The organism is Rathayibacter sp. PhB186, assembly GCF_003751825.1.
Taxonomy (GTDB): Bacteria; Actinomycetota; Actinomycetes; order Actinomycetales; family Microbacteriaceae; genus Rathayibacter; species Rathayibacter festucae.
Map to the genome: position 1 here is coordinate 655042 of NZ_RJKO01000001.1, position 24627 is coordinate 679668.

The following is a 24627-nucleotide window of genomic DNA, read 5'->3' on the forward strand; positions in this document are numbered from 1 at the left end:
GCGAGCGCCTTCGACTGAGCGCCGGCGCCTTCTCAGACCTGCTCCGAGACGAGCACGGCGCTCGTCCCGGGCTCGAGGGCGTCGAAGACGTGCGGCTCGTCGCCCGGGTAGGACAGGCAGTCGCCGGGCGCGAGCTCGACCGGGGCGTCGGCCGGACCGACCAGGGCGCGTCCGGTGGCGAGGATCAGGTGCTCCACGGTGCCGCGGGCGTGCGGCTCCGAGTTCCGCGCGGCTCCGGGCTCGGCGGTGAGGCGGTACACGTCGCGGCGGGCTCCCGGCGGGCAGGCGCTGAGCAGGGTGGCCGCGGAGTCCGTCGTCGCCGAGGCGCTGCGCGGGCCGTCGCCGGCGCGGATCAGCTGCACGGCGCGGCGCGGCGGCTCGACCAGGTGCGAGAACGGCACGCCGAGCGCGCCGCCGAGCGCCCAGAGCGTCTCGAGGCTCGGGTTCCCCTCGCCGGCCTCGAGCTGCGAGAGCGTCGACTTGGCGATCCCGGCGCGGCGGGCGATCTCGGAGATGCTCAGGCCGAGGCGGCCGCGCTCACGGCGCAGAGCGGAGGCGACCAGGTCGCGCGGTGAGACGGCGTCGGTCATCGCACCGAGCGCGCGAAGCAGACGCCCGAGTCGTCGCCCACGTGCGCGCCGAAGCCGTCGATCTCGGTGAAGCCGAGCGCGCGGGCGGCGGCGAGGGCCGCCTCCGCCTGGACCGGCACGCGGAAGCGGAGCGTGCGGATGCGCTGCACGCTCGCGTAGGAGAGCGCCGCGGCGACGAGCCGGCGGGCGACTCCGCTCCGCCGCGACTCCGGGGCCACCTCGAGGGCGAGCAGCTCGGCGAAGTCGTCGGGACCGGGCGTCAGCGCCAGCACGCCGATCGGCTGCTGCGCGTCGCCGTCGCGGGCGACGAGGAGCCGGGCGTGCGGTGGAAGCTCGGCGGTGAGCAGCGAGGCGAGCGCTGCCGGCTCCGGCCGCTCCAGCCGGACGACGACCCCGGCGGTCACGACGACGGCGCCGCGGCCGGCTCGGTCTGCGCGGCGGGCTCGAGCGAGAGCGTCTGCTCGGCCGGCGCGTCGAGCTGCTCGTGCAGGAAGTCGACGACGGTGCGGCGGAGCGAGTCGTCGAGCATCGCGATCGAGTGCCGGGTGCCGGGCACGAGGACGAAGTCGACGCTCGCGCCGGCCGCGTCCAGCGCTTCGGCGAAGTCCTGCGACTGGCTGAGCGCCACGCGCTCGCCGGCCGAGTGGGCGATGAGGAAGGGCGGCTCGGAGCCGTCGACGTGCGTGATCGGCGAGGCCTCCTCGGCGGCGGCGCAGCCGTCGAGGTCGGCGCAGTCGAGGTAGCCGCGGACCGCCGCGCCGACTCCGACGATCGGGTCGTCGTCCGCCAGGCCCGCCGCTGTGAGATCCGCGGGGCCGCTGAGGTCGACGACCGCGGCGAGGCGCGAGGTGCCGGCGTCGTCGGCCGTCAGTGCGTCGTCGGTGCCGAGCAGCGAGACGAGGTTGCCGCCGGCCGAGCCGCCGAACGCGGCGACCCGGGACGGATCGATCCCGAAGCGCTCGGTCTGCACCGGCTCGAGGATCCAGTCGAGGGCGGCCGAGACGTCCTCGATCTGCGCGGGGAAGACGTCGGCCGGGGCGAGGCGGTAGTTCACCGAGACGGCGACGAAGCCCTCGGACGCGAGCCACTGACAGAGCGGGCGCCAGTTGGGGTCGGCCTTGTCGCCGCGGGTCCAGCTGCCGCCGTGCACGACGAGCACCGCGGGGAGGGCGGCTCCGGCCGCCGCATCGACGGGCGAGCAGACGTCGAGCGCCTGGCCGGTCGCCTCGTCGTAGACGAGCCCGGCGGTGACGGGGACGTCGTCGTACGCGGTGACCGCGGCGACGCCGGCCGCCTGCGCGATCGGCTGCGAGACGGGGGCGCTCGAGCAGCCGGCGAGGCCGACCGCGAGCAGCGTCAGGATCGCCGACGAGAGGGCGATCGGTCGCGTGGGTCGGCTGGGCTCGCGCATGGGTGAGGCGAGCATAAGGGAGAAGGCGGCGCCCGCCTAGAGCGACCCCGCGATCAGGGGGTGGACAGCGGGACCGGTGGCCGTTCGTCCGACTCCAGCGGCTCCGGTGCGACGGCACTAGGCGCCTCCGCCTGCAGCCGCACCAGCACCACGCCGACCAGGATCAGCGCCCCGCCGCCGAACTGGATCGGCGCCGGGAGCTCGCCGAGCAGGGCCCACGCGGCGACGATCGAGAACAGCACCTCGGTCAGCCCGACGAACGAGGCGATCCGGGTGCCGAGCCGCGAGCCGCCCTCGATCCCGAGCAGGTAGGCGAGCACCGTGGACATGCCGAGGATGACCACCGCGGGCAGGAACCAGGGCACGTCGTTCCCGACGAAGACGACGTCGCCGAAGGTCGCCCGCAGCGGCACGAGCCCGGTGACGCCGAGGATCAGCAGGAGCCCCGCGCCGACCGTCATCGCGCCCGCGGTGAGCGCGATCGGCGGCAGCTCCGGGTCGATCCGGCCGGCGATCACGTAGTAGACGCAGAGGCCGAGCGACGCTGTCAGCGCCCAGGCGACGCCGACGAGCTCGGGAGTGGATTCGCCCGAGAGGTCGAGCACGAGCACGAGACCGGCCAGTGCCAGCGCCGAGCCGGCGAGCGTGAAGCGCCCGGGGTGGCGGCGGGTGCGCGCCCAGGCGAAGAGGACGAGGAACACCGGAGCGAGGTACTCGATCAGGAGCGCGACGCCGACCGACATGTGCTCGATCGCGCTGTAGAAGCAGAGTTGCGCGGCGATCACGGCGAAGACGCCGTAGAGGCCGACCGTGCCGAGGTTGCGGCGCAGCACGTGCCAGCGACCGCGGAGCGACAGTGCGGCCGGGATCGCGAGGATCAGCGCCGCACCGCCGGCCCGCCAGAGCACGGCGGCGGAGGGGCTCCAGCCCGCCTCGAGCAGCGGCTTCACGAACGGCCCGCCCAGGCCGAAGGCCGCGGCGGCCGAGAGGGCCAGGACGAACCCAGAGCCGAGCTGCCGCGGTGGCGCAGTGGGAGTCACGTCAGCCTCTTTCAGGAGTCAAAGTCGTTATGCTCGTGACAGTACTGAGCGAACGTGTCAGGAGTCAACATGGTCTTCGCCTATGACGTGGAAGCGGCCCTCACCTCGACGGCCGTCCTGGTCAACACCCTCCCCGAGCTGTCGCAGTCCGGCGAGGACGAGATGGCGTCGATCGAGCAGCTGGACGAGTTCCTGCTGGAGAACCGCTACACCGGCAGCCGCGACGGCTCGACCGCCGAGCTGGAGGCGGTGCGCTCGGTGCGCGTGCCGCTCCGCTCGCTCTGGCGCAGTCGCGCCGAGGAGGACCTGGTCGCCGTCGTCAACGGGATGCTCGAGGACGGCCGGGCCCTCCCGCAGCTGGTGCGGCACGGCATCTTCGGCTGGCACCTGCACGCGACCCGCGACGAGAGCCCGCTGGCCACCCGCATCGTGGTGGAGGCGGCGATGGGCTTCGTCGACGTGATCCGCGGCGACGAGCGCGACCGCATCCGGATCTGCGCGGCGGACGACTGCGAGGCGGTGCTCGTCGACTTCTCCCGCAATCGCTCGAAGCGCTACTGCGACACCGGCAACTGCGGCAACCGTGCGAACGTCGCGGCGTACCGGGCGCGGCGGGCGTCGAGCTGACTGCGCTGCGGCCAGGCGGTGCCCTAGCCAGCGCCCGGGGTCGCGTGTAAACTCCCTGGGTCGGCTCTTGACTCCGTGCGTCGCCGCGCGGATGGGTTTGTCAGTCAAGCGGGCCGGATCTCCGACAGTCGTCGCGAGATGAATCACATGTGTGAATCGGCCCCGGTCAGCGTCTCAGAGCAGCGACTCACCCGGGTTCCCGCAGCGCCCTGTCCGTTCGCACCCCACGAGGGTGATCGATCGGCGTGTGCCTGCTCGCGCAAGACCTGAACCCAGGAAGCAGCCATGCCCAAGAACAAGAAGCCCGCCGGCGGACGCCCCGCCAAGAACTTCGAGCCCAACCGCTTCGGCGCCTCGAGCGGCAAGTCCCAGCTCGGCGGCCGCCCGCGCTTCGCCGCGCCGAAGACCGGCTCGCGCAGCGAGGGCCACCGCGGCTACCGCCCCGTCGACGAGAACGCGCCCAAGAAGGCGCGCTGGAACGCCGAGGAGCGCGCCGCCAAGCTGACCGAGCGCGGAGAGAACCGCGGCGAGTCCCGCGGCAACGACCGCGGCGAGTCCCGCCCGGCCCGCAGCTACGACCGCGACGACCGTCCGGCCCGCTCGTACGACCGGACGGACCGCCCCGCGCGCTCGAACGACCGCGACGACCGTCCGGCGCGTTCTTACGACCGCAGCGACCGCCCGGCGCGCAGCTTCGACCGCGACGCGCGTCCGGCCCGCTCCTACGACCGGACCGACCGTCCGGCCCGCTCGAACGACCGCGACGACCGTCCGGCGCGTTCCTACGACCGCACCGACCGCCCCGCGCGCAGCTTCGACCGCACGGACCGCCCGGCCCGCTCGTTCGACCGCGACGCGCGTCCGGCCCGCTCGAACGACCGCGACGACCGTCCGGCCCGTTCCTACGACCGCACCGACCGCTCCGACCGCCCCGCGCGCAGCTTCGACCGCACGGACCGCCCGGCGCGCTCCTTCGATCGCGACGCCCGTCCGGCCCGCTCGAACGACCGCGACGCCCGCCCGGCCCGCTCGTTCGACCGCACGGACCGCCCCGCCCGCTCCTCCGACCGCACCGAGCGCCCGGCGCGCGGCTTCGACCGCGGCACCGAGCGCCCCGCCCGCGGCGGCTACGACCGGAACGACCGCGGCCCGCGCCGCGACTCGGGCTCGGACTTCTACCCCAAGCGCGACGGCCGCGCCTCGCACCAGGCCGACGACGTCGTGCTCGAGCGCCTCGAGGCGACCGCCACGCTCGCCGTCGACGTCGAGGGCGTCAGCTTCGGCGACCTCGGTCTCGGCGCGAACATCGTCCGCCAGCTGACCCAGATGGGCGCGGCCTCGCCGTTCCCGATCCAGGCCGCGACGATCCCCGAGGTCCTCGCCGGCAAGGACGTCCTCGGCCGCGGCAAGACGGGCTCGGGCAAGACGATCGCGTTCGGCGCCCCCGTCGTCGAGCGCCTGATGGAGAACGACGGAGCCAAGGGCCGCAAGCCCGGCCGCGCCCCGCGCGCCCTCATCCTCGCGCCGACCCGCGAGCTGGCGATGCAGATCGACCGCACCATCCAGCCGATCGCCCGCTCCGTGGGCCTGTTCACCGCGACGATCTTCGGCGGCGTGCCGCAGTACAAGCAGGTCGGCGCCCTCCAGCGCGGCGTGGACATCATCATCGCCACGCCCGGCCGCCTCGAGGACCTGATCGAGCAGGGTCGCCTCGACCTCTCGACCATCACGGTGACCGTCCTCGACGAGGCCGACCACATGTGCGACCTCGGCTTCCTCGAGCCGGTGCAGCGCATCCTCCGCCAGACCGAGCGCGGCGGCCAGCGCCTGCTGTTCTCGGCCACCCTGGACAAGGGCGTCGCGACGCTCGTCGACGAGTTCCTGGTCGAGCCGAGCGTGCACGAGGTCGCGGGCGAGGACCAGGCGTCCTCGAGCATCGACCACCGCGTCCTGCTGATCGAGCACCGCGACAAGGGCGCGATCATCGAGGAGCTCGCGGCGCGTGCCGGCAAGACGCTGATCTTCGCCCGCACCCGCGCGTTCGCGGAGCAGCTCGCCGAGCAGCTCGAGCACGCCGACATCCCGGCGACCAGCCTGCACGGCGACCTCAACCAGTCCCGCCGCACGCGCAACCTCGCGCTGCTGACCAGCGGCCGGGTCGACGTCCTCGTCGCGACCGACGTCGCCGCGCGCGGCATCCACGTCGACGACATCGACCTGGTCATCCAGGCCGACGCCCCCGACGAGTACAAGACCTACCTGCACCGCTCCGGCCGCACCGGCCGCGCGGGCAAGAAGGGCACGGTCGTCACGCTGATCACGCGCAACCGCCGCCACCGCATGGAGGAGCTGCTCGAGCGCGCCGAGATCCGCGCCGACATGATCCAGGCCTACCCGGGCGACCGGGTGCTGGCCGAGATCAGCGCCGGCGAGTAGTGGCCGTCTCCCTGCTCGCGCAGGAACGCCGAAGGGCGGACACCCGGTGGGTGCCCGCCCTTCGGCGTTTCAGGGGTGCGATCCGAGGATCGCGCCGGCTCAGGAGGCCGGGGGGGTCAGAACGGTGTCGATGAGGTAGACGGTCGCGTTGGCGGTCTGGACGCCGCCGCAGATGACCTTCGAGTCGTTGACCATGATGTTGTCGCCGGAACCGGTGACGGTGACGTCGCCGCCCTGGACGGTGGCGTGCGTGCCGTCGATGTCGTCAGGGGCGATCTGGCCGGGGACGACGTGGTAGGTCAGGATCGAGGAGAGCGTGGCCGCTCCCTCGGGGGTCTTCAGCGTCTCGAGCGTGGCGGCGTCGAGCTTGGCGAACGCGTCGTCGACGGGGGCGAAGACGGTGAACTCGGCGCTGTTCAGCGTGTCGACGAGGTTGACGTCGGGGTTGAGCTGACCCGAGACCGCAGCGGTCAGGGTGGTCAGCAGCGGGTTGTTCGACGCGGCGGTGGCCACCGGGTCGAGCGCCATTCCGCCGACCGAGCCGGCGCCGTCCGGGACCTGCTCGGCGTACGCGGCGCAGCCGGAGCCGACGAGGTTGGCGGCCGGGTCCATGGTCGCCATGGGGGTGGCGGACTCGGTCATCATCGGGGTCGACATCTCGGAAGCGGTGTCGCTGGCGGCGTCGGTGGTGCCGGCGCCGGACGAGCAGGCGGTGAGGCCGAGGGCGGCGGTGCCGAGCAGGGCGAACGCGGCGAGGGTGGTGCGCTTGGTGGATCGCATGGGGATGCTCCTTCGTGATACGGCCCCCACGGGATGCGGAGGACCTGGCTGTGTGTGGACCGTTTCGCGGCCGTTGAACAGTCTTCGGAGCCCTCCCCGAGGGGGTTTGGAATCGATCGGAGCAATCGGGTCACGGGTTCATAACGGCGGAGGCAGGGCGATTACCCTGGATGTCGGTCCGCGCACGCTGTGCGGCACGAGAGACCAGCGACACGAGAGACCAGGAGTCGAGCAGGTGCAGACGCGCAGGGCACGGACGGCACGCGGAGTCGTCGCCGCCGTCGCCGCGACCGCGACCGCCGCCGCCTCGCACACCCTCGCCGGCGCCGAGGCCCCCGCTCCGGCGATCCTCGCGCTCGCCACCGCCTTCGCGGCCGTCGTCTGCGTCCTGCTCGCCGGTCGCACGCTCTCGCTCGCGCGCCTCGCAGCGGCGGTGCTGCTCAGCCAGCTGGCCTACCACTCCCTCTTCCTGGTGACCGGCGGTGGCGGCGACGTCAGCGTCGTGGGCGCCACCGCCGGCGGCCACTTCCACGGCGGCGGCACGGTCGAGCTGATCGCGGGGGCGTCGGGTCACGCCGCGCACACCCCGCTGATGCTCCTCTCGCACCTGGTGGCCGCCGTCGTCACCGTCGCGGCGCTCCGCCACGGCGAGCGCGTCTTCTGGACCCTCGGCACCGCCGTGCTGCGCGTCGTCGTGCGGCTGGTCGCGCGAGCGTCCGCCCTGCTGGCACCGCTCGGCGCCTCGGTGGCCGTCCTCGGCGCCGTCGAGCCGAGCGCGCCCCGCGCCCTCGACGCGGTCCTGCGGGTCCTGCGGCACCGCGGCCCGCCCGCGCGCGCCCTGCTCGCCGTCTGACGTCCTGCCCGCTCGAGTGGGCCGTGCCGGCCGGTGAGCCCGCGCGCACCGCGATCCCGCGCTGCGCCCTCACCCTTCTCAGTGCCGCCCTCTCGCGGCTGCGCCGACTCCCGCTAGGACTCCTCACGATCATGACCACCACCCGCACCTCCTCTTCCTCCTCTGCCTCCGCCTTCTCCTCCCGCGTCCGCCTCGTCGGCGGCGGTGCGCTCGTCGCCGCGGGCTCCGTCGCCCTCGCGCTGGCCGCTCCGACGGCCGCGAGCGCGCACGTCACCGCCGCGGCGTCGAGCACGGCCGCCGGCTCGTACACGGTCGTCACCTTCTCGCTCGCCCACGGCTGCGAGGGCTCGCCGACGACCGGGCTCAGCATCACCATCCCCGAGGGGATCAACTCGGTCAGCCCGACCGTGAACCCCAACTGGGACGTCGTGAAGAACGAGGTCGAGATCGCCGACCCGGTGACCGACTCGCACGGCAACACCGCGACCCAGCGCGTCTCCGACGTCGTCTACACCGCGAAGACCGCGCTCGCGGACGGCTACCGCGACACCGTCTCGCTGCAGCTGCAGCTGCCGGAGGACGCGGCCGGCTCGACCCTCGAGTTCCCGGTGCTGCAGACCTGCGAGACCGGCTCGACCGCCTGGGACCAGCCCACCGTCGAGGGCGAGGACGAGCCGGAGCTGCCGGCGCCGACCGTCGCCGTGACCGCGGCGATGGAGGGCTCCGGCCACCACGACGACGACGGCGACGGTGACGACGCGGTCGCGACCACCGCCTCCGCCACCACCGCGGCCGGCCAGAGCGACGACGTGCTCGCGCGCGTCCTCGGCGTCGGCGGACTCGTCCTGGGTGCCGTCGGCGTCGCCTTCGGTCTCGCCTCGCGTCGCCGCAGCCCGAAGGCGTCCGCGTGACGGTCGCTCACCGGAAGGGCGGACGCCTCGTCCTCGCCGCCGCTGCGATCGGGCTGATCGGCTCGGTCGCGGTGGCGGCGCCCGCCAGCGCCCACAACTACCTCGTCTCGACGACGCCCGCCGTCGATTCGACGGTGACCGAGCAGCCCGGCACGCTCGCTCTGACGACCAATGACGACCTGCTGGTCCTCGGCAACGACGGCGCCGCGGCGGCCCTCCGCGTCGTCGGGCCTGACGGCCTCTACTACGGCGACGGCTGCGTCAGCGTCGTCGGACCGGAGGCGTCGATGCCGCTCGAGCTGGGCGCGGCCGGTGCCTATGAGGTGACCTGGCAGGTCGTCTCGACCGACGGGCACCCCGTCTCCGGGCAGTACGGCTTCGACTGGCAGCCGGGAGCGGACGTCGCCCTCGCCGAGGGCTCGGAGTCGGTCCCCGACTGCAACGGCACCGTCGCGGTGTCCGACGCCTCGGCGCCGTCCGCCGACGAGGCCGAGGCGGCGACGGGGTCGGACCCGGCGCTGCTGGGCGACGTGCTCTGGATCGGCGGGGCGCTGGTCGCCGTCGTCGCGGCGATCGGCATCACGCTGCTCGTGCTGCGGAGGCGTCCGCAGAGCTGACCGCGGGGCGGGCCCCCTGCTCTCCTCCCGGGGTCAGCGCAGGAGGCTCGCCAGCGGTCCGCCCTCGAGATCCGCGAGGATCGCCGCGGCGTCCTCGTAGACCGCGATGGCGCCGGCCTCGCGCAGCTCGTGCTCGCCGGTGCCGCCGGACTGCACCGCGACCGTCGCGAGGCCGGCCCGCTCGGCGGCGAGGACGTCCCAGGTCGCGTCGCCGATCATGATCGCGCGGTCGGTCGAGACGCCGGCGCGCTCGAGCGCGATGCTGATCACATCGGGCGACGGCTTCGCGGTCTCGACGTCCTCACCGCTCGTCACCGCGTGCACCGCGTCGCCGAGGTCGAGGACGTCGAGCAGGACGTCCAGCTCGTTCTGCGGCGCGGACGTCGCCAGCACGATGCGGACGCCCCGCCCGGCGAGCGCCCGGATCAGCTCGCGCGCGCCGGGCAGGAGCGCGATCCGGGCGGACGCCTCGGCGTAGTTCTTCGCATGCAGGCCCTTCACCAGGGTGCGCGCGTCGTCGTCGACGTCGTCCTCGAGGAGCAGGTCGAGCAGCTCCGACGAGTCGGCGCCGATCGCCCGCTGGATCCGCCAGGTCGCGACGTCGAGGTCGGCCTGCCAGAAGGCGCGCGACCAGGCCTCCACGTGCAGGAAGTTGGTGTCGGCGAGCGTGCCGTCGATGTCGAAGAGCACGGCGGTCGGTGTCGTGGGCATGTGGGTCGTCCTCTGCTGGTCGTGGAAGCCGAGTGCGGGAGCCGAGTGTCTCACCAGGCCGAAGTGGGAACCCTACGCCTGCGCGCGGGCATCAGCAGGACCCCTTGACTCGTGATCGGCGGGTCCTGACGGGCGACGCCGCGGGCGACCTCGTCGGCGATGACCTCGAGCCGGGCGGCGCCCTCGAGATCGCCGGGCAGGATCACGCGGTCATCGCCGAGGTTCACGACGAGGTGCTCGGGCCCGAGTGCCCAGTGCAGTTCGCCGGCGCCCGCGGTGTGCGGGACGATGCTCGCCTTCCTGCCGCGCTCGATGGAGCGGATGCCGACCCGGCCGCGCCAGGTGCCGTGGAGACGGACGAGCAGCGCGTGCAGAGCGGCGACGACCTCCGGGTCCGGCATCCGAGTATCGGGGGTGGACTCCGGCGGCTCCCACGGCGGCGGGAGCTCGGCGTCCGCGTCGATCTCGAGGGCGACGCGGAGGGTCGCGCCGCCGGTGGAGCGGTCCCAGGACGCGAGTCGCTGCAGCCTCCGCCGGGCGGGGTCGGGGACCAAGACGCCCTCGCCGATCGCCGGGATCGCGCCGAGCACCGTCTCGTCGACGATCCCGCGCACGACCCCGGTCACCGTGAGTGCGTTGGGCAGGTCCTGGTGGTGCTCCTCCGCGTAGCGGGCCGGACCCGTCGGTCGGGCCGGAGAGGCGAGAAGCGACCAGGCGACCCGATCCCCGACCGCGAACGGCGCGCCGCAGCAGTCCATCTCCCAGCCCTCGCGGACGACCTCGATCAGGCGCGTCGAAGAAGCGATCATCTGTGCCCCCGATCCCGTTCTCTCGCTGAAGACGTCCCCCTTTCGATCCTCGCACCGACACCCTCCCGACCTCAGAACGGCGGTGGCTCGTCCTTCACGGCGTCCGGTTCTCTGCCCGGTGCCGCACGGCCTCTCGGCGGCCCGGTGCGCGCGGGACGGGTGACGTGCCGCCTGCCGGTCGGGCTCATCCAGTGCAGGACTCCGGCGGCCCGGTGCTCGACCTGCCAGGTGCTGGTGTGCCGGAGCCGGTGGTGGTGGCGGCAGAGGTGGGCGAGGTTGTCGGCGTCGGTGCGGCCGCCGTGCTGCCACTCGACGCCGTGGTCGACGTCGCCCGCGGAGGCCGCGCGCGTGCAGCCGGGGAAGCGGCAGGTCTCGTCGCGGTGCAGCAGGTGGCGCCGCAGATCGGCGGGCACCCGGTACGAGGTGCGTCCCACGGAGAGCACCGCGCCGGTCTCCGGATGGGTGAGGATCCGCGTGAAGGAGGGCGCATCGGCCGCGAGCCGGCGCGCGGTCTCGGGGTCGATCGGCCCGTAGCCCTCGAGGGTGCCGGGCTCGTCGGAGCGGCCGAGGAGCGTGAGGACGGGGACGGTGACGGCGACCCGCGGCCGGATCCCGACGGGGACGGCGGTGCCGGTCGAGCGCCGCTCCGCGCCGTCGGTCTCGCCGTCGATCAGGAGCGCCGCTCCGACGTCGGCCCGCAGCTGCCCGATCGTTCGCTTCTCGCCGGGCAGCTCGCGCAGGGAGCGCGCCACGCGGTCGATGCGGTCGAAGGCGCCCTGCGCCTGGGGAGCGGGAAGGTGCATGAGCAGGGTGGCCATGCCGTCGCTCCCGTCGTCGAGCCAGACCGCGCGCCGCGCGGCGCAGCGCCGGTGGCGCTCGCGGAGCGACTCGGGATGCAGTCGCTCCCGCAGGGTCCGGAGGCGACGCTGCAGCTGCGGGGGAGTGCGGTCGGCCGCGACCACGGCGGCCTCCTCGTCGAGGCGCCCGCGCACCTCGGGCGGCAGCTCGGCGGCGGCGCGGAGGATCACCCGCGCGTGCTCGGGCGAGATCCGACCCTCACGGAGTGCGGCGAGGGTGAGCGGGAGCTCGTTGACGAGCAGCCGGCTCTCCTCGATCAGCCCGCAGACGTGCGCTTCCGACATCCGCAGCGCGGTGGCGAGCTCGGCGACGAGCGCCCGCTGCGCCGCCTCCCGCCGCTCCGCGCGGCTGCGCACCAGCGGATCGACAAGCACGTCGTACGAGGCCGCCGCCGCGAGCCGGGCGCGCTCGACCAGCTCGGCACGCTGCGCCTCCGCTTGCGCCCGGAGCGGATCGGCCGCGCACACCGCATCGACCGCCGAGGCGAGCGCAGCCTCCGCGCCTGAGCGCCCCTCGTGGGGTCGCTCCCCGTCCTCGTTCTGAACCATACGAGAATGGTTCCAGAGACCACCGACGCGCGGTCGCCTCCTCCGACGGATCGTCGGAGAACTCGCCGAAGTCGATCCTGTGGAGGAGCGCCGCACCACTCCGGAGCCGTCGTCACCCGCCGATCGCGACCCGGAAGCCCCCGATCGGGCTCGCGCAGCTCGCGCCGTCGGAGCACGCCGAGAAGTCCCACGCGTCGATCCCTGCGAAGGCCTCGCCGACGGGGAAGTCCTCCGGAATCCGCACCTCGGCCGAGAACCCCTCCGAGAGCCGACCGTCGACGCCCACCCGGACCCGGTCCTCCTCACCCGGCCCCACCGGCGCCGCGACCACGACCCAGCCGCCGTCCGGAGCGTCCCGATCGCAATCGTCGTTCACCACCACCGTCACCGTCCCGCCCGGAGCGACGACCGCCGGCTCGACCCGCACGAGCGGCACGCAGGCCGCGGTCCCGACAGGGCCCGGCGACCCACCGGTCGTGCAGCCGCCCAGCGTCAGCAGCGCAGCGAGCGCGCCGATCAGGCGGAGCGGAACGGTCGCGGACGGATGCATGCCGTCAGGGTACGGGCGCCCGCCTCAGACCCGCCGCGGCACCGTGAACACCGTCTCCACTCCCGGGGAGTACAGCACCGAGTCCGGAGCCCGCGTCGCCAGCCCCGGGAAGCCGGCGACCTCGAGGAGCCCGTCGTCGAGCGCGAGCAGCTCCGCGCGCTGCAGCGGCCACGGCCGGTGCAGGTTGCGGCCGTACCAGGTCGAGCCCAGGTGGCGCTCGTGGTAGGCCCAGCGCGAGGTCAGGAAGCCGGCGAGCGGGTCCTCGGACGCGTCGGTGGCCGGGGTCGGCCGCACCACGATCCGCGAGCGCGCGGCGGGGTCGCCGATCCGCTCGGTCGTGTAGATGACCGCGCCGTGGCGGTGCTCGATCCCCATCCGCGCCCAGCGGTAGGGCAGTCCGAAGACGGCCTGCGCGGTCAGCACCGGGAGCAGGTGCGAGGCCTCGAGCGAGACGAAGACGACTCCGCGTCGCCCGTGCCGGTCGATCGAGTAGAGCCGCACGTTCACCTCGGGGAAGGTGCCCAGCCACGGCACGCGCGGCCCGCCGAGGAACGCCGTCCGCGACAGCCGGAACGGGATGAGGCCCACCCAGGAGGCGCCGTCGTGCTCGTCCGGGCGCACTCCGGGCGGCAGGTGCGGGGCGACCAGCGCCGGGTCGACGCGCCAGTGCAGGAAGGCGGCCTCGGTCCAGCGCTGGCGGAGGATGCGCGGCCCGCCGAGCGCGGGCGCGGAGCGGGTCACGGATTCGACGGAGGTCACGCGGCCATCGTGCTCCCCGCTGCTGCGAACCGGCCTGTGCAGCGCAGTATCGGCGCGCCCCGCGGCATCCGCGGCGCGATTCACCGCCCGGAGCCGGCTCCTGCGAGCTCGACCAGCGCCGCGACCGCGACGCGCACCGGCGCGGACGACGCCACCGACCCGCGCACCACCGCGTGGATCGACCGCAGCGGGCGCGGCCGCACCAGCGGCACCGCCACGAGCCCGGCCGGGAGGGGCTGGGCGGCCAGCGCCGGCAGCACCGTGAGCCCCATCCCCGCCGCCACGAAGGCGACCGCCGTCACGTGATCGTTCGCCTGCACGCGGAAGCGCGGTGTGAAGCCCGCCGCCGCGCACGCGTCGACGAGGGTCCGGCGGCACCAGCCCGTCGGCAGGTCGTTGTCGATCCACCGGTCGCCCGCGATCTCGGCCAGCTCGATCTCGGCGCGCCCGGCGAGCGGGTGCGACCGGCTCAGCACGGCGAGATACGGGTCGTCGATCAGATGGTGCGCCGTGAAGCCGGGGGAGTCCGCCGACCCACCCGGCTCCGCGACCAGCAGCTGGACGTCCGGCCGCTCCGCCGGGTCCTCCGCCACCTCCTCGCCCAGACGCAGATCGAGCGCCAGCTGCGGGAAGCCGGCGATCAGCCGCCGCGCCACCTCGGGCATCCAGGCGCTGCCGACGGAGGCGAAGTAGGTCATCGAGAGCCGCCCGGCCCGGCCCGCGCGCAGGTCGGCGACGACCGCCTCCGCCTCGCCGAGCCGCTCCAGCACCCGGTCGGCCTGCTCGGCGAGGGTGCGGCCCGCGGCGGTCGGCCGGACCCCGCGACCGACCCGCTCGAGCAGGGTCAGCCCGGTCTCGCGCTGCAGCGCGGCGAGGTGCTGACTGATCGCCGAGGGCGTGTAGCCGAGCGACGACGCGGCTCCGACGATCGAACCGGCCGCGACGACGGCGCGGAGGATGCGGAGGCGCTGGACGTCGAGCATGAGCCGACCCTAGCGATCATGAAGCCGCACTGCACGATCCGGTAGAACCGTGGACTGGTGCTGACGCCCGCCGTCCCGCCACGATGAGTCCATGACGAGCACCGCGCCCTCCCGCACCACCGCCGCCCCGAGCCGCCGCGACGCGGTCCTGCTCTGGTCGGCGATCGCGGTGACGGTGCTGCTCTGGGCCTCGGCCTTCGTCGGGATCCGCTTCGCCGCGGACGACTTCGGCCCCGGCGCCCTCACCCTCGGCCGGATCGTCGTCGGCTCGATCGCGCTGACGGTGGTGCGCCTGGTGATCACGGCGCGCCGCCGCGGCGTCCGGCCGGAGCGCAGCCGGGTGCCGCGCGGCCGGATCCTCCTGCTCGTGCTCGTCTGGGGCGTCGCCTGGTTCGGCGTCTACAACCTCGCGCTCAACGCGGCCGAGCGGCACGTCGACGCCGGCACCGCGGCGCTCCTGGTCAACATCGCGCCGATGATCACCGCGGTCCTCGCGGGCCTCCTCCTCGGCGAGGGCTTCCCGCGGCGGCTGCTCGGCGGCATGGCGGTGGCGCTCGCCGGAGTCGCGGTCATCGCGTTCTCGACCTCCTCGGGGCAGTTCGACGTGATCGGCGTCGTCCTCGGCCTCGCCGCCGCGGTCCTCTACGGCAGCGCCGCGACGCTGCAGAAGCGCCTGCTCGGGCACGTCGACGCGATGACGATGACCTGGATCGGCTGCCTGGCCGCCACCGTCGCCTGCCTGCCGTTCGCCCCGGAGCTGCTCGCCTCGCTGCAGGCCGCGCCCGCCTCCTCGATCGCCGCCGTCGTCTACCTCGGCGTCTTCCCGACGGCCGTCGCCTTCACCACCTGGGGCTACGTCCTCTCCCGCTCCAGCGCCGGCCGCACGGCCGCCACCACCTACGCGGTCCCGGCCGTCGTGGTGCTGCTGTCCTGGCTCCTGCTCGCCGAGACCCCGCCGGCCGCCGCGCTGATCGGCGGCGCGATCGCGCTGGGCGGAGTCGCGGTCGCCACGCTCCGGCGGCGGCCCGCGGGAGTCTGAGGGAGCGCTCACTCCCCGGCGATATGCTGGGGCCACGTTCGTCCAGTCGGCGCCGAGCGCCGGTCACGGTGCGCGCCCGTTACGGTGAGGATCCCCCGATGACCGAGGCCCTGCAGCCGCCCCAGAACGCTCTCTCGCTCACGCCGCCCGAGCCCGTCGCCGCCGTCGCGACCACCTCGGCGCCGTCGATCGCGCCGAAGGTGCCCGAGCAGGCGCTGCCCGGGCTCGAGGCGAAGGTCGACGGCTACCTCGCGTCGCTGATGTCCGCGGAGGCGCGCAGCCCCGAGTTCGCGGCGAAGGCCAACGACATCCGCACGATGGGCGACGCCGACATCCGCTCGGCCGCCGACTCCTCGAACCGACTGCTGAAGACGCCCGTCCGGGCGCTGCAGGAGGGCGGGCTCTCCGAGGGCTCGAACATCGGCAAGACACTGCTGGAGCTGCGCCGCACGGTCGAGGACCTCGACCCCTCCGAGGACAACATCCAGAAGAAGATCCTCGGCTTCATCCCCTTCGGCAACAAGATCACCGACTACTTCCGCCGCTACGAAAGCGCGCAGTCGCACCTCAACGCGATCATCCAGGCGCTCTACGACGGCCAGGACGAGCTCCGGAAGGACAACGCGGCGCTGAACCTGGAGAAGCAGAACCTCTGGGACACGATGACGCGCCTCAACGAGTACATCTACGTCGCCGAGCGGCTCGACGTGAAGCTGTCCGCGAAGATCGCCGAGCTCGACGCGACCGACCCGGACCGCGCCCGGGCGCTGCGCGAGGACGTCCTCTTCTACGCGCGGCAGAAGCACCAGGACCTGCTGACCCAGCTGGCCGTCTCGATCCAGGGCTACCTGGCGATCGACGTCGTGATCAAGAACAACGTCGAGCTGATCAAGGGCGTCGACCGCGCGACCACGACGACCGTGTCGGCGCTGCGCACGGCGGTCATCGTCGCGCAGGCGCTCGCCAACCAGCGGCTCGTGCTCGACCAGATCACCGCGCTCAACACGACGACCTCGAACATGATCGAGGCGACGTCGCGGATGCTCGCCGAGCAGTCCGCGAGCATCCAGTCGCAGGCGGCGTCGGCGACGGTCGGGCTCCCGCAGCTGCAGGCCGCGTTCGCGAACATCTACCAGACCATGGACTCGATCTCGGACTTCAAGATCAAGGCGCTCGACAGCATGGCGCAGACCGTCGGCGTCCTCCAGGTCGAGACCGCGAAGGCCGGCGAGTACGTCGAGCGGGCCCGGCGCAGCAACTCCGACATCGACGCGGCCTCCTCGCTCGATCTCGGCCGCTAGCCGATGGGCTGGCTCTCCCGCCTGTTCGGCGGCACCGATCCGGTGCCGGAGGAGACCGCGCCCGCACTCCCGCGCGTGCCGTCCAGCGACGACATCCTCGCGGCGCTCGACCGGGTCGCGGCGGAGACCGCGGGCAAGGTCCCGGCGATCGTCGCGGCCCGCATCCGCCGGGTCGACGAGACGGTGCGTGAGATGGTGCCGCGCCTGGACCGCCTCGGCGGGATGAGCCGGCAGGGCCACACCGTCGTCGCGACGGCCACCAGCTATCTGCCCGAGGCGGTCGAGGGCTACCTGCGACTGCCGCGCGACTTCGCCGACCGCCGCGCCGTCTACAAGGGGAAGACCTCGCTGATGATCCTCTGCGACCAGCTCGACCTGCTCGGGGGCACCCTCGACCGGATCTCCGACGCCGTCTCGCGGCAGGACGCCTCGGCGCTGATCGCGCACGGGCAGTTCCTCGCCGAGAAGTTCACGGAGTCGTCGCTGTCGAGCGGGCTCGACGCGCCGCCCGCGTCCTCGAGCCCCGCCGCCCCCGGCTCGCTGACCCCGCCGAGCGCCTCGTGAGCACGCTGCCGGCGTCGCTCGACGCGCTCGTCCTGGTCGGAGCCGCCGCCGGGCTCGACGGCGCCGCCGTGCGCGCCGAGGGCGCCCGGCTCGCGGCGGCGGTCGCGGAGTCGATCACCGGGGCGGGGCAGGACTGGCTCGCCGAGACCGGGACCACCGGCGGACTCGAGGCGTTCTTCGCCGCGGCGTCGAGCGCGCGGCGCTGGCGCAGCTCGCCGACCGATCTGCTCGCCGGGCTGGTCGCGGCGCGCTCGGAGCAGGCCGGGGCGTATGCGCGGGCGCTGACCGAGGTCGTATCCGCGGCGAGCTCGCTCGGGCAGCCGGGCATCGGCGGGATCGCGGCGGCGTCGGCGACGGCGGCGGCGCAGCGGGGGGCGGTGCAGGGAGCGGCGGCTTCGCCGGCCGGGTCCTCCGCGCCCGAACTCCGGCGCGATCTTCCTGCCGGAGTGCCGGGGGTCGACGAGATCCTCGCGCGGCTGCGGCGGACCGAGCACGACGGGCCGCAGGACGAGCCGGGGGCGCCGACCGCCTCGGCTCCGCCAGCGGTTGTTGCGCCGGAGCCCGAGCCCGAGCCGCTCGAGCCGCCGGAGGCGATCGAGGACCTGCTCGCCGAGCTCGACGCGCTGATCGGCCTCGACCGGGTGAAGAGCGAGATCAAGCGGCAGACCCAGCTGCTTCGGATCGACACGCTGCGCCAGGCCGCGGGGCTGACCACGCCGACGCTCACCCGGCACCTCGTCTTCACCGGCAACCCGGGCACCGGCAAGACCACCGTCGCCCGCCTCGTCTCGCGGATCTACCGCTCGCTCGGCATCCTCTCGAAGGGCGTGCTCGTCGAGGTCGACCGCTCCGAGCTGGTGGCCGGCTACCTCGGCCAGACCTCGATGAAGACCGCCGAGGTGATCGCCTCGGCCCGCGGAGGCGTGCTCTTCATCGACGAGGCCTACGCGCTCGCGCTCGACCAGTACGGCGCGGAGGCGGTGACCACCCTGGTCAAGGACATGGAGGACCACCGCGGCGACCTGGTCGTCATCGTGGCGGGCTACTCCGGGCCGATGCAGGGCTTCCTCGACACCAACCCCGGGCTCGCGAGCCGCTTCTCCACCACCATCGACTTCGCGGACTACAGCGACGAGGAGCTCTCCGCGATCTTCGCGCGCCTCGCCGCCGCCGCCGACTTCACCCCGACGGAGGAGGCGGTCGCCGCCTTCGCCGACGTCGCCGCCGCGCAGGAGCGCACCGAGGCGTTCGGCAACGGGCGCTGGGTGCGCAACGTGCTCGACGCGGCCATCGCGCGTCACGCCTGGCGCCTGCGCGACACCGAGGAGCCGACGCTCGACGAGCTGCGGACCCTGGAGGCGGAGGACGTCGTGGAGGCGGAGCTGCCGGACGCGGAGTCCCCGGCAGCGGAGTCCGAGACCGACGCATCGACCGAGGAGATCGCATGAGCATCGCCACTGCCGCGCCGCCGGCTCCGCCCGCACCCGCGCAGACTGCGTCTGCCGCTCGGCGACCGACCCTCCTCGCCCGCGCGACCTCGACCACTCCGCGCACCCTCCGCCTGCTGCTGGTGCTGACGGCGCTCGCCGCCGTGCTGTTCGGTGTCTTCGCCCAGCAGGCCGCGTCGCTGCAGGCGCGCGCCGCGCAGGAGGCCCGCGAGCAGGCCGCCCAGCTGATCGGCGTGCAGGACGTGCGGAACCTGCTCGTCGACGCCAACGCGATCGCGGCGAACACCTTCCTGGTCGGCGGTCTCGAGCCCGCGGAGCAGCGCCAGACCTACGTGGACAACCTCGCCGGCGCGTCCTCGCGGATCGCCCGGCTCGCCGCGACGCAGCCCGACGACGCCGAGACCCTCGCGAAGGTCGCCACCAAGCTGACCACCTACAGCGGACTGATCGAGCAGGCCCGCGCCAACAACCGGCAGGGCTTCCCGGTCGGCTCGGCGTACCTCGACCAGGCCTCGGCGCAGCTGACCGATGCCGAGAAGGGGATCCTCACGGATCTCAACGGGCTGGTCACCCGCGGGGCGGACCGCGTCGCCGCCGCCTACGACACCGTGCGCTTCAGCGTGCTGCTGCTGATCGGCTCGCTCGCGATGCTGCTCCTGCTCGTCGCGGCGCAGGTCTGGCTGGCGCGCAGGACGCACCGCTACCTCAACCGGCCGCTCGCGACCGCCACCGGACTGCTGCTGCTGGTCGGGATCGGCGGCACGATCCTGCTCGGCTCGATCGGCGGGCGCGCGGCGGCGGTGCGCGCCGACTCCTACCAGGCGACCCTCGTCGTCTCGCAGGCGCTCACGGCGGCGAGCGACGCGAAGTCGCTGGAGAGCTTCACGCTGATCAAGCGCGGCTCGGGAGCGGCGCTCGAGGCGGAGTTCCAGGCGGCGGCGAAGGACGCGGGCGACCGTCTGCAGGCCGGAGTCGACGACGGCATCGTCGACGGGGCGCTGCTGACGGAGCTGAACGCGTGGCTCGATCTGCACGCGGCGATCCGCGATCAGGACGACGGCGGGAACTGGGACGAGGCGGTGAAGCTCGCCACCGCCACCGGGGACGGCACCGCCAACGGCGCGTTCACCGCCTTCGCGAACGATGCGCGCACGGCGATCGTCGACGACACGAACGCGACCCGCACCGAACTCGACGACGGGAGCGCGACCGCCTCGATCGCCTCCTGGATACTGCTCGCCGCCGGCCTGGTGGGCGCCCTGCTCGCCTGGCGCGGCGTCGCGCAGCGACTGGAGGAGTACCGATGACCCGCCTCAGCACCCTGCGCACGGGCGCCGTCGCGCTCCTGCTCGGCACCGTGCTCGCCGTCTCCGGCTGCACCAGCGGCGCGAGCGACCTCGGCAGCATCACCGAGGCGACCACGCCGACCCCCACGGCGTCCGCGCCGTCGACCGCCGCTCCGGCCACGGCCGAGTGCTCGCCCTCGGCGGTCACCTCCTACGCGCCCACCGGCGTCACCGACAGCCCCCGCCTCGCGCAGATCCGGGACAACGGGAAGCTCCGCGTCGGCGTCTCGGCCGACACCCTGCTGATGTCCTCCCGCAACCCGCTGACCGGCACGATCGAGGGCTTCGACATCGACATCGCCCGCGAGATCGCCGGCGCGATCCTCGGCGATCCGACCGCGATCGAGTTCGTGGTGATCACCTCGGCGCAGCGCCTGCCCGCCCTCAGCGGCGACGCCGCGACCCCGCAGGTCGACCTGGTCGCCCGCACGCTGACGATGACCTGCGACCGCTGGGACAGCATCGCGTTCTCCTCCGAGTACTACGCCGCGGGGCTGAAGGTGCTCGTCTCGAAGAGCAACGAGGCGGACAGCATCGACAAGATCGCCGGCGCGAGGGTCTGCGCGCCGCGGAGCACCACCACGCTCAGCCGGCTCGAGAGCGCTTACCCCGACGTGGAGGCGGTCGCCGCGGACACGCACACCGAGTGCCTCGCGGAGTTCCAGGAGGGATCGGTCGACGCGATCGCCGGCGACGACACGATCCTCGCCGGCTTCGTCGCGCAGGACCCGTACGCCAAGGTCATCGGCGACCAGCTCAGCTCCGAGCCCTACGGCCTGGGGATGCCGGCCGGCGACGCCGACTACGTGCGCTTCGTGAACGCGGCGCTCGAGAGCATCCGCGCCGACGGCCGCTGGCAGAGCATCTACCAGCGCTGGCTCGGCGATCTCGGCACGGCGACGCCGCCCGCCGCGGTGTACGGGCGCTGATGGTGGCAGTGACGGGAGCGGGGGCGGGCGTCTCGGAGGGGACGCCCGTCGCTCCGGGGCGCCTGGGCGAGGCGATCCCGCAGCGTGCGCTCTTCGACTACCTCGCGCAGCTCGGCCGCTGGCTGGAGCGGACGACCCGCGAGCTCTCGCGGCTGGACGCCGCCGCGCTCGCCTCGCCGCAGGCGGACAGCTACACCGCCGACGTCGTCCTCGCGCAGTCGCTGCGCGAGTCCGTCACCCGGCGGCTCGCCGAGCTCGAGGTCGTCTGGGACTCCGGCCGCGTGGACACCGTGGCCCGCGAGCGGATGTCGCAGCTGATCTGGGGGCGCCTCGACTCCTCCGGCTCGGGCGGCAGCGCTGCCGTCTCGCTGGTCGAGGCCGTCCGGCTCTGCGACGCCGTCATCGGCCAGCTGAAGTCGCGCCTGGAGCTCGACCCGAGCGGCACCGACGTCGCCGGCCGGATCGTCGGGGTGCGCGCCGAGATCGAGCGCTGCCGCGACCTCACCCGCGATGCACGCGGCACCGTCGATGAGGCCGCCGCCCAGCGCGTCGCCGTGCTCCGCTCGCGGCTCGACGCCCTCGCCGAGAAGGCCGGCCGCGGCGCTGACGTCTCCGGCCCGCTCGGCCAGCTCGAGAGCGACTCCGCCCGGCTGGAGCGCGACCTGATCATCGCCGCCTCCGAGCGCCGCGGACTCGAGCACGACCGGGTCCGCGCCCGCGAGCTGGCCGCCGCCGCGGAGCTGCGCGAGGCGCCGCTGCGCGAGCTGGTCGCCCGCTGCCGCCGCGAGATCGCGGATCCGCCCCGCCTCGCGGTGCCCGACGTCTCGCGCCTCGGCGAGCCGCCGACCGGCCGGGAGGCGCTCGACGCGCACCTCGCCCGCCTCACCGCCGTCGGCCGGGCGTTCGACGCCGTCGAGGCCGCCTACACCTCGCCGCTGCGCGAGCGGGCCGCCCTCGGCTTCCGGCTGCGGGCCCTGCGCGAGCGCGCCGCCGCCAACGGCCGGGCCGCCTCCGCCGTCGGCGTCGCGGCCGACGCCGAGGTCCGCGCCGCGCTCGACGCGGTGCCCTGCTCGGTGCCGCTCGCCCGCCACCTGGTCGAGCAGTACGACGTGATCACCCGCGATCTGCCGACCGCCTCCTCTCCCTCGCACCACCGGAAGGCCAGCTCATGAACGGCGACCCCTGCACCTCGACCCCGGGCTGCACCGGCGTCATCGAGGACGGCTACTGCAACGTCTGCGGGCTGCCGGCGGAGGCGCCGGCGGCCGCGGTGTCCGCTCCCACCGCGCGCCGCCCCGCTCCCGCGGCCGGCCCCACTCCCGCCACCGCCTCCGCCGCCTTCGGCACCGGCTTCGCCGAGGGCGCGCCGAACGCGCAGGCTCCGGTCGGATCGAGCACCGAGGAGGCGGCGACCGCCCGCAGCGGCCGCACCTCCTCCGCCCGCCTCGCGACCGCCGCGCTCGGCTCCGCCCGCACCGCGCAGACCGGCTCGAAGACCACCCGCCGCGTCGGCACCACCTCGACCCGCCTGCGCGGCCCGCGGCTCGGCGCCGGACTGACGACCGTCCCCTCGCGCCCCGCCGCCGACCCGATGGCCGCGCTGATGAAGGAGGCGGTGCTCCCCGAGCGCAAGCGCTTCTGCTCCAACTGCGGCACCGCGGTCGGCCGAGGCCGCGACGGCAAGCCCGGCCGCACCGAGGGCTTCTGCCCGAACTGCCGCACTCCGTTCAGCTTCACGCCGCAGCTCGCGAAGGGTGACGTCGTCGGCGGCCAGTACGAGGTCGTCGGCTGCCTCGCCTACGGCGGGCTCGGCTGGATCTACCTCGCCCGCGACCGCAACGTCTCCGGCCGCTGGGTCGTGCTCAAGGGCCTGCTGAACTCCGGCGACCCGGACGCGTACGCCGCGGCGGTGACGGAGCGGCAGTACCTCGCCGAGGTCGAGCACCCGCTGATCGTCGAGATCTACAACTTCGTCCTGCACGAGGGCGCCGGCTACATCGTGATGGAGTACGTCGGCGGACCGAGCCTCAAGCAGATCCTCCAGGAGCGCCGCGACGCGAACGGCGGCTCCGCGGATCCGCTGCCCGTCGACCAGGCGCTCGCCTTCGTCCTCGAGGTGATGCCCGCCTTCGCCTACCTGCACGACCACGGACTGCTCTACTGCGACTTCAAGCCGGACAACATGATCCAGGTCGGCGACCAGGTCAAGCTGATCGACCTGGGCGGCGTGCGCCGCGCCGACGACGAGGAGTCGGCGATCTACGGCACCGTCGGCTACCAGGCGCCCGAGGTGCCCGAGCTCGGGCCGTCGATCGCCTCCGACGTCTACACGATCGGGCGGACGATCGCCTCGCTCGTCCTCGACTTCCGCGGCAACCAGACGACCTACGTGGCCTCGCTGCCGCCGGTGTCCGAGACGCCGCTGTTCCAGAAGTACGACTCGTTCTACCGCCTGGTCGCGAAGGCCTGCGCGCCCGACCCGCAGGACCGCTTCGCCACCGTCGACGAGATGCGCGGGCAGCTGCTCGGCGTGCTGCGCGAGGTCGTCGCGACCGACCGCGGGCCGGGGCACCCCGCACTGCACTCGACCGAGTCGGCGCTCTTCGAGGCGCCCGTCGCCGACGTGGTCGACCGTCCGCTGCCCTGGGACGCGCTGCCCGGGCTCAAGACCGACGAGTCCGACCCGGCGCGCGCCTGGCTCGCGGGCGTCAACGTCGCCGATCCGATCGTGCGGCTGCGCGCGCTCGCGCTCGCGCCGACCGTCACCGTCGAGGTGCGGCTCGCCCGCGCCCGCGCGGCGATCGAGGCCGAGCGCTGGGAGGACGTCGCCCGCGCGACCGGGGAGATCCTCACCGAGGACCCGTGGGAGTGGCGCGCGGTGTGGATGAGCGGGCTGGCCCAGCTCGCCCGCCACGACGACATCGGCGCCCGCGCCTCGTTCAACACCGTCTACGGCCAGGTGCCCGGCGAGCTCGCGCCCAAGCTCGCGCTCGCCGCGGCCTGCGAGTCGAGCGGCGAGCCCGAGGTGGCGGAGTCGCTCTACGTGATCTGCGCGCGTGCCGACGCCAACTACACCGCGCCGGCCGCCTTCGGTCTCGCCCGGGTCCGGCAGCACCGGGCCGACCTCGACGGCGCGCTCGACGCGCTCGACATCGTCACGCCGACCCGCTCCTCCTACGTCGACGCCCGCCGTCGCCGCGCCGAGCTGCTGGCCGGCTCCGGCCGCGGACTGCCGGCGCTCTCCGCCGCGCTCGCCAGTGTCGACACGGTGGCGATCGACTCGCGCACCCGGCTCGAGCTGACGACGGGGGTGCTGGAGTCGGCGCTCGAGCTGGTCCGCCGCGACGGCCCCGCCGAGGGCGCGACGATCGGCGGGATCGACGCCACCGAGCCCGCCCTCCGGGACGGCCTCGAGACCTCCTACCGCTCGCTCGCGGCCGCCACCCGCGAGAAGGAGGAGCGCCTGCGCCTCGTCGACCGGGCGAACGCCGTGCGCCGCTGGACGCTGACGTGAGCG

General features: G+C 74.2%; 24 protein-coding genes. 13 read left to right on the forward strand and 11 right to left on the reverse strand.

The genetic code is table 11. The features are described 5' to 3' along the window. Positions 1–32 precede the first annotated feature (32 nt). From EDF45_RS03030 to EDF45_RS03045, 4 genes are read right to left on the reverse strand one after another with little or no spacing between them, the layout of a single operon-like run. Positions 33–590, reverse strand: a complete 558-nt coding sequence (locus EDF45_RS03030) for a helix-turn-helix domain-containing protein (protein ID WP_123734927.1) — start codon at positions 588–590, stop codon at positions 33–35. Next, positions 587–994, reverse strand: a complete 408-nt coding sequence (locus tag EDF45_RS03035; RefSeq protein ID WP_123734928.1) for a GNAT family N-acetyltransferase — start codon at positions 992–994, stop codon at positions 587–589. The genes EDF45_RS03030 and EDF45_RS03035 overlap by 4 nt, the downstream gene beginning before the upstream one ends. Then, positions 991–2001 (reverse strand): alpha/beta hydrolase, encoded by a 1011-nt coding sequence (locus EDF45_RS03040; protein ID WP_185020074.1) that lies wholly within the window; start codon positions 1999–2001, stop codon positions 991–993. Before EDF45_RS03040 ends, EDF45_RS03035 begins: the two co-directional genes overlap by 4 nt. Positions 2002–2054: 53 nt before the next feature. After that, positions 2055–3041 (reverse strand): DMT family transporter, encoded by a 987-nt coding sequence (locus tag EDF45_RS03045; RefSeq protein WP_123734930.1) that lies wholly within the window; start codon positions 3039–3041, stop codon positions 2055–2057. A 69-nt stretch (positions 3042–3110) separates the two neighbouring features. Between EDF45_RS03045 and EDF45_RS03050 the strand changes: the two genes are divergently transcribed. Then, positions 3111–3668 carry a CGNR zinc finger domain-containing protein gene (locus tag EDF45_RS03050; RefSeq protein ID WP_123734931.1) on the forward strand — a complete coding sequence of 186 codons (558 nt, stop codon included), beginning with the start codon at positions 3111–3113 and terminating at the stop codon, positions 3666–3668. Between the two features lie 285 nt (positions 3669–3953). Next, complete coding sequence (locus tag EDF45_RS03055) at positions 3954–6104, forward strand: DEAD/DEAH box helicase (RefSeq protein ID WP_123734932.1); 2151 nt, start codon at positions 3954–3956, stop codon at positions 6102–6104. Positions 6105–6203: 99 nt separating this feature from the next. Here EDF45_RS03055 and EDF45_RS03060 read toward each other — a convergent pair whose 3' ends face one another. Continuing rightward, complete coding sequence (locus EDF45_RS03060) at positions 6204–6884, reverse strand: fasciclin domain-containing protein (RefSeq protein WP_123701880.1); 681 nt, start codon at positions 6882–6884, stop codon at positions 6204–6206. Between the two features lie 235 nt (positions 6885–7119). On the opposite strand from EDF45_RS03060, the gene EDF45_RS03065 reads away from it, so the two are divergent. From EDF45_RS03065 to EDF45_RS03075, 3 genes are all read left to right on the forward strand, one after another. Further along, a complete protein-coding gene (locus tag EDF45_RS03065; protein WP_123734933.1) occupies positions 7120–7737 on the forward strand; it encodes a hypothetical protein in 618 nt (205 codons plus the stop codon). A 131-nt stretch (positions 7738–7868) separates the two neighbouring features. Continuing rightward, positions 7869–8648, forward strand: coding sequence for a YcnI family protein (locus tag EDF45_RS03070; protein WP_148060207.1), 780 nt, complete (start codon positions 7869–7871; stop codon positions 8646–8648). Beyond that, positions 8645–9265, forward strand: a complete 621-nt coding sequence (locus EDF45_RS03075) for a copper resistance CopC family protein (protein WP_123734935.1) — start codon at positions 8645–8647, stop codon at positions 9263–9265. The genes EDF45_RS03070 and EDF45_RS03075 overlap by 4 nt, the downstream gene beginning before the upstream one ends. A gap of 33 nt (positions 9266–9298) precedes the next feature. Here the strand turns inward: EDF45_RS03075 and EDF45_RS03080 are convergent, their stop codons facing one another. From EDF45_RS03080 to EDF45_RS03105, 6 genes are all read right to left on the reverse strand, one after another. After that, the gene (locus EDF45_RS03080) at positions 9299–9976 is read right to left on the reverse strand and encodes an HAD family hydrolase (protein ID WP_123734936.1); all 678 of its coding nucleotides are present in this window, start codon (positions 9974–9976) and stop codon (positions 9299–9301) included. Positions 9977–10026: 50 nt separating this feature from the next. Beyond that, positions 10027–10785, reverse strand: a complete 759-nt coding sequence (locus EDF45_RS03085; RefSeq protein WP_123734937.1) for a DUF6578 domain-containing protein — start codon at positions 10783–10785, stop codon at positions 10027–10029. A gap of 71 nt (positions 10786–10856) precedes the next feature. Then, entirely contained in the window at positions 10857–12191 is a 1335-nt protein-coding gene (locus EDF45_RS03090; RefSeq protein ID WP_123734938.1) for an HNH endonuclease signature motif containing protein, read from the reverse strand. Between the two features lie 112 nt (positions 12192–12303). After that, complete coding sequence (locus EDF45_RS03095) at positions 12304–12741, reverse strand: hypothetical protein (protein ID WP_123734939.1); 438 nt, start codon at positions 12739–12741, stop codon at positions 12304–12306. A 24-nt stretch (positions 12742–12765) separates the two neighbouring features. After that, complete coding sequence (locus EDF45_RS03100) at positions 12766–13500, reverse strand: YqjF family protein (RefSeq protein ID WP_221181079.1); 735 nt, start codon at positions 13498–13500, stop codon at positions 12766–12768. Between the two features lie 80 nt (positions 13501–13580). Further along, on the reverse strand, positions 13581–14483 hold the full coding sequence (locus EDF45_RS03105; protein WP_123734940.1) for a LysR family transcriptional regulator: 903 nt from the start codon (positions 14481–14483) through the stop codon (positions 13581–13583). Positions 14484–14574: 91 nt separating this feature from the next. On the opposite strand from EDF45_RS03105, the gene EDF45_RS03110 reads away from it, so the two are divergent. The 8 genes from EDF45_RS03110 to EDF45_RS03145 all read left to right on the forward strand — a co-directional run bounded on the left by EDF45_RS03110 (position 14575) and on the right by EDF45_RS03145 (position 24624). After that, a complete protein-coding gene (locus EDF45_RS03110) occupies positions 14575–15522 on the forward strand; it encodes a DMT family transporter (RefSeq protein ID WP_123734941.1) in 948 nt (315 codons plus the stop codon). A gap of 98 nt (positions 15523–15620) precedes the next feature. Continuing rightward, the gene (locus tag EDF45_RS03115) at positions 15621–16823 is read left to right on the forward strand and encodes a toxic anion resistance protein (RefSeq protein ID WP_123701898.1); all 1203 of its coding nucleotides are present in this window, start codon (positions 15621–15623) and stop codon (positions 16821–16823) included. A 3-nt stretch (positions 16824–16826) separates the two neighbouring features. Further along, positions 16827–17387, forward strand: coding sequence for a hypothetical protein (locus tag EDF45_RS03120; protein WP_185020075.1), 561 nt, complete (start codon positions 16827–16829; stop codon positions 17385–17387). Continuing rightward, entirely contained in the window at positions 17384–18835 is a 1452-nt protein-coding gene (locus EDF45_RS03125; protein WP_123734942.1) for an AAA family ATPase, read from the forward strand. Before EDF45_RS03120 ends, EDF45_RS03125 begins: the two co-directional genes overlap by 4 nt. Further along, entirely contained in the window at positions 18832–20142 is a 1311-nt protein-coding gene (locus EDF45_RS03130) for a hypothetical protein (RefSeq protein ID WP_123734943.1), read from the forward strand. Before EDF45_RS03125 ends, EDF45_RS03130 begins: the two co-directional genes overlap by 4 nt. Then, on the forward strand, positions 20139–21110 hold the full coding sequence (locus EDF45_RS03135) for a glutamate ABC transporter substrate-binding protein (protein WP_123734944.1): 972 nt from the start codon (positions 20139–20141) through the stop codon (positions 21108–21110). The genes EDF45_RS03130 and EDF45_RS03135 overlap by 4 nt, the downstream gene beginning before the upstream one ends. Then, the gene (locus EDF45_RS03140; protein ID WP_123734945.1) at positions 21110–22282 is read left to right on the forward strand and encodes a hypothetical protein; all 1173 of its coding nucleotides are present in this window, start codon (positions 21110–21112) and stop codon (positions 22280–22282) included. Before EDF45_RS03135 ends, EDF45_RS03140 begins: the two co-directional genes overlap by 1 nt. Continuing rightward, positions 22279–24624: a serine/threonine-protein kinase gene (locus tag EDF45_RS03145; RefSeq protein WP_123734946.1), complete on the forward strand. Its 2346-nt coding sequence runs from the start codon at positions 22279–22281 to the stop codon at positions 24622–24624. The genes EDF45_RS03140 and EDF45_RS03145 overlap by 4 nt, the downstream gene beginning before the upstream one ends. The last annotated feature ends 3 nt before the right edge of the window (positions 24625–24627 follow it).

Bases quoted from the DNA above. Each gene is read 5' to 3' on its own strand.
- EDF45_RS03070 (WP_148060207.1), top strand. From the start codon at position 7,869: ATGACCACCACCCGCACCTCCTCTTCCTCCTCTGCCTCCGCCTTCTCC.
- EDF45_RS03105 (WP_123734940.1), bottom strand. From the start codon at position 14,483: ATGCTCGACGTCCAGCGCCTCCGCATCCTCCGCGCCGTCGTCGCGGCC.
- EDF45_RS03030 (WP_123734927.1), bottom strand. From the start codon at position 590: ATGACCGACGCCGTCTCACCGCGCGACCTGGTCGCCTCCGCTCTGCGC.
- EDF45_RS03055 (WP_123734932.1), top strand. From the start codon at position 3,954: ATGCCCAAGAACAAGAAGCCCGCCGGCGGACGCCCCGCCAAGAACTTC.
- EDF45_RS03145 (WP_123734946.1), top strand. From the start codon at position 22,279: ATGAACGGCGACCCCTGCACCTCGACCCCGGGCTGCACCGGCGTCATC.
- EDF45_RS03050 (WP_123734931.1), top strand. From the start codon at position 3,111: ATGGTCTTCGCCTATGACGTGGAAGCGGCCCTCACCTCGACGGCCGTC.
- EDF45_RS03060 (WP_123701880.1), bottom strand. From the start codon at position 6,884: ATGCGATCCACCAAGCGCACCACCCTCGCCGCGTTCGCCCTGCTCGGC.
- EDF45_RS03120 (WP_185020075.1), top strand. From the start codon at position 16,827: ATGGGCTGGCTCTCCCGCCTGTTCGGCGGCACCGATCCGGTGCCGGAG.
- EDF45_RS03095 (WP_123734939.1), bottom strand. From the start codon at position 12,741: ATGCATCCGTCCGCGACCGTTCCGCTCCGCCTGATCGGCGCGCTCGCT.
- EDF45_RS03080 (WP_123734936.1), bottom strand. From the start codon at position 9,976: ATGCCCACGACACCGACCGCCGTGCTCTTCGACATCGACGGCACGCTC.
- EDF45_RS03115 (WP_123701898.1), top strand. From the start codon at position 15,621: ATGACCGAGGCCCTGCAGCCGCCCCAGAACGCTCTCTCGCTCACGCCG.
- EDF45_RS03110 (WP_123734941.1), top strand. From the start codon at position 14,575: ATGACGAGCACCGCGCCCTCCCGCACCACCGCCGCCCCGAGCCGCCGC.
- EDF45_RS03090 (WP_123734938.1), bottom strand. From the start codon at position 12,191: ATGGTTCAGAACGAGGACGGGGAGCGACCCCACGAGGGGCGCTCAGGC.
- EDF45_RS03040 (WP_185020074.1), bottom strand. From the start codon at position 2,001: ATGCGCGAGCCCAGCCGACCCACGCGACCGATCGCCCTCTCGTCGGCG.
- EDF45_RS03085 (WP_123734937.1), bottom strand. From the start codon at position 10,785: ATGATCGCTTCTTCGACGCGCCTGATCGAGGTCGTCCGCGAGGGCTGG.
- EDF45_RS03135 (WP_123734944.1), top strand. From the start codon at position 20,139: ATGACCCGCCTCAGCACCCTGCGCACGGGCGCCGTCGCGCTCCTGCTC.
- EDF45_RS03130 (WP_123734943.1), top strand. From the start codon at position 18,832: ATGAGCATCGCCACTGCCGCGCCGCCGGCTCCGCCCGCACCCGCGCAG.
- EDF45_RS03140 (WP_123734945.1), top strand. From the start codon at position 21,110: ATGGTGGCAGTGACGGGAGCGGGGGCGGGCGTCTCGGAGGGGACGCCC.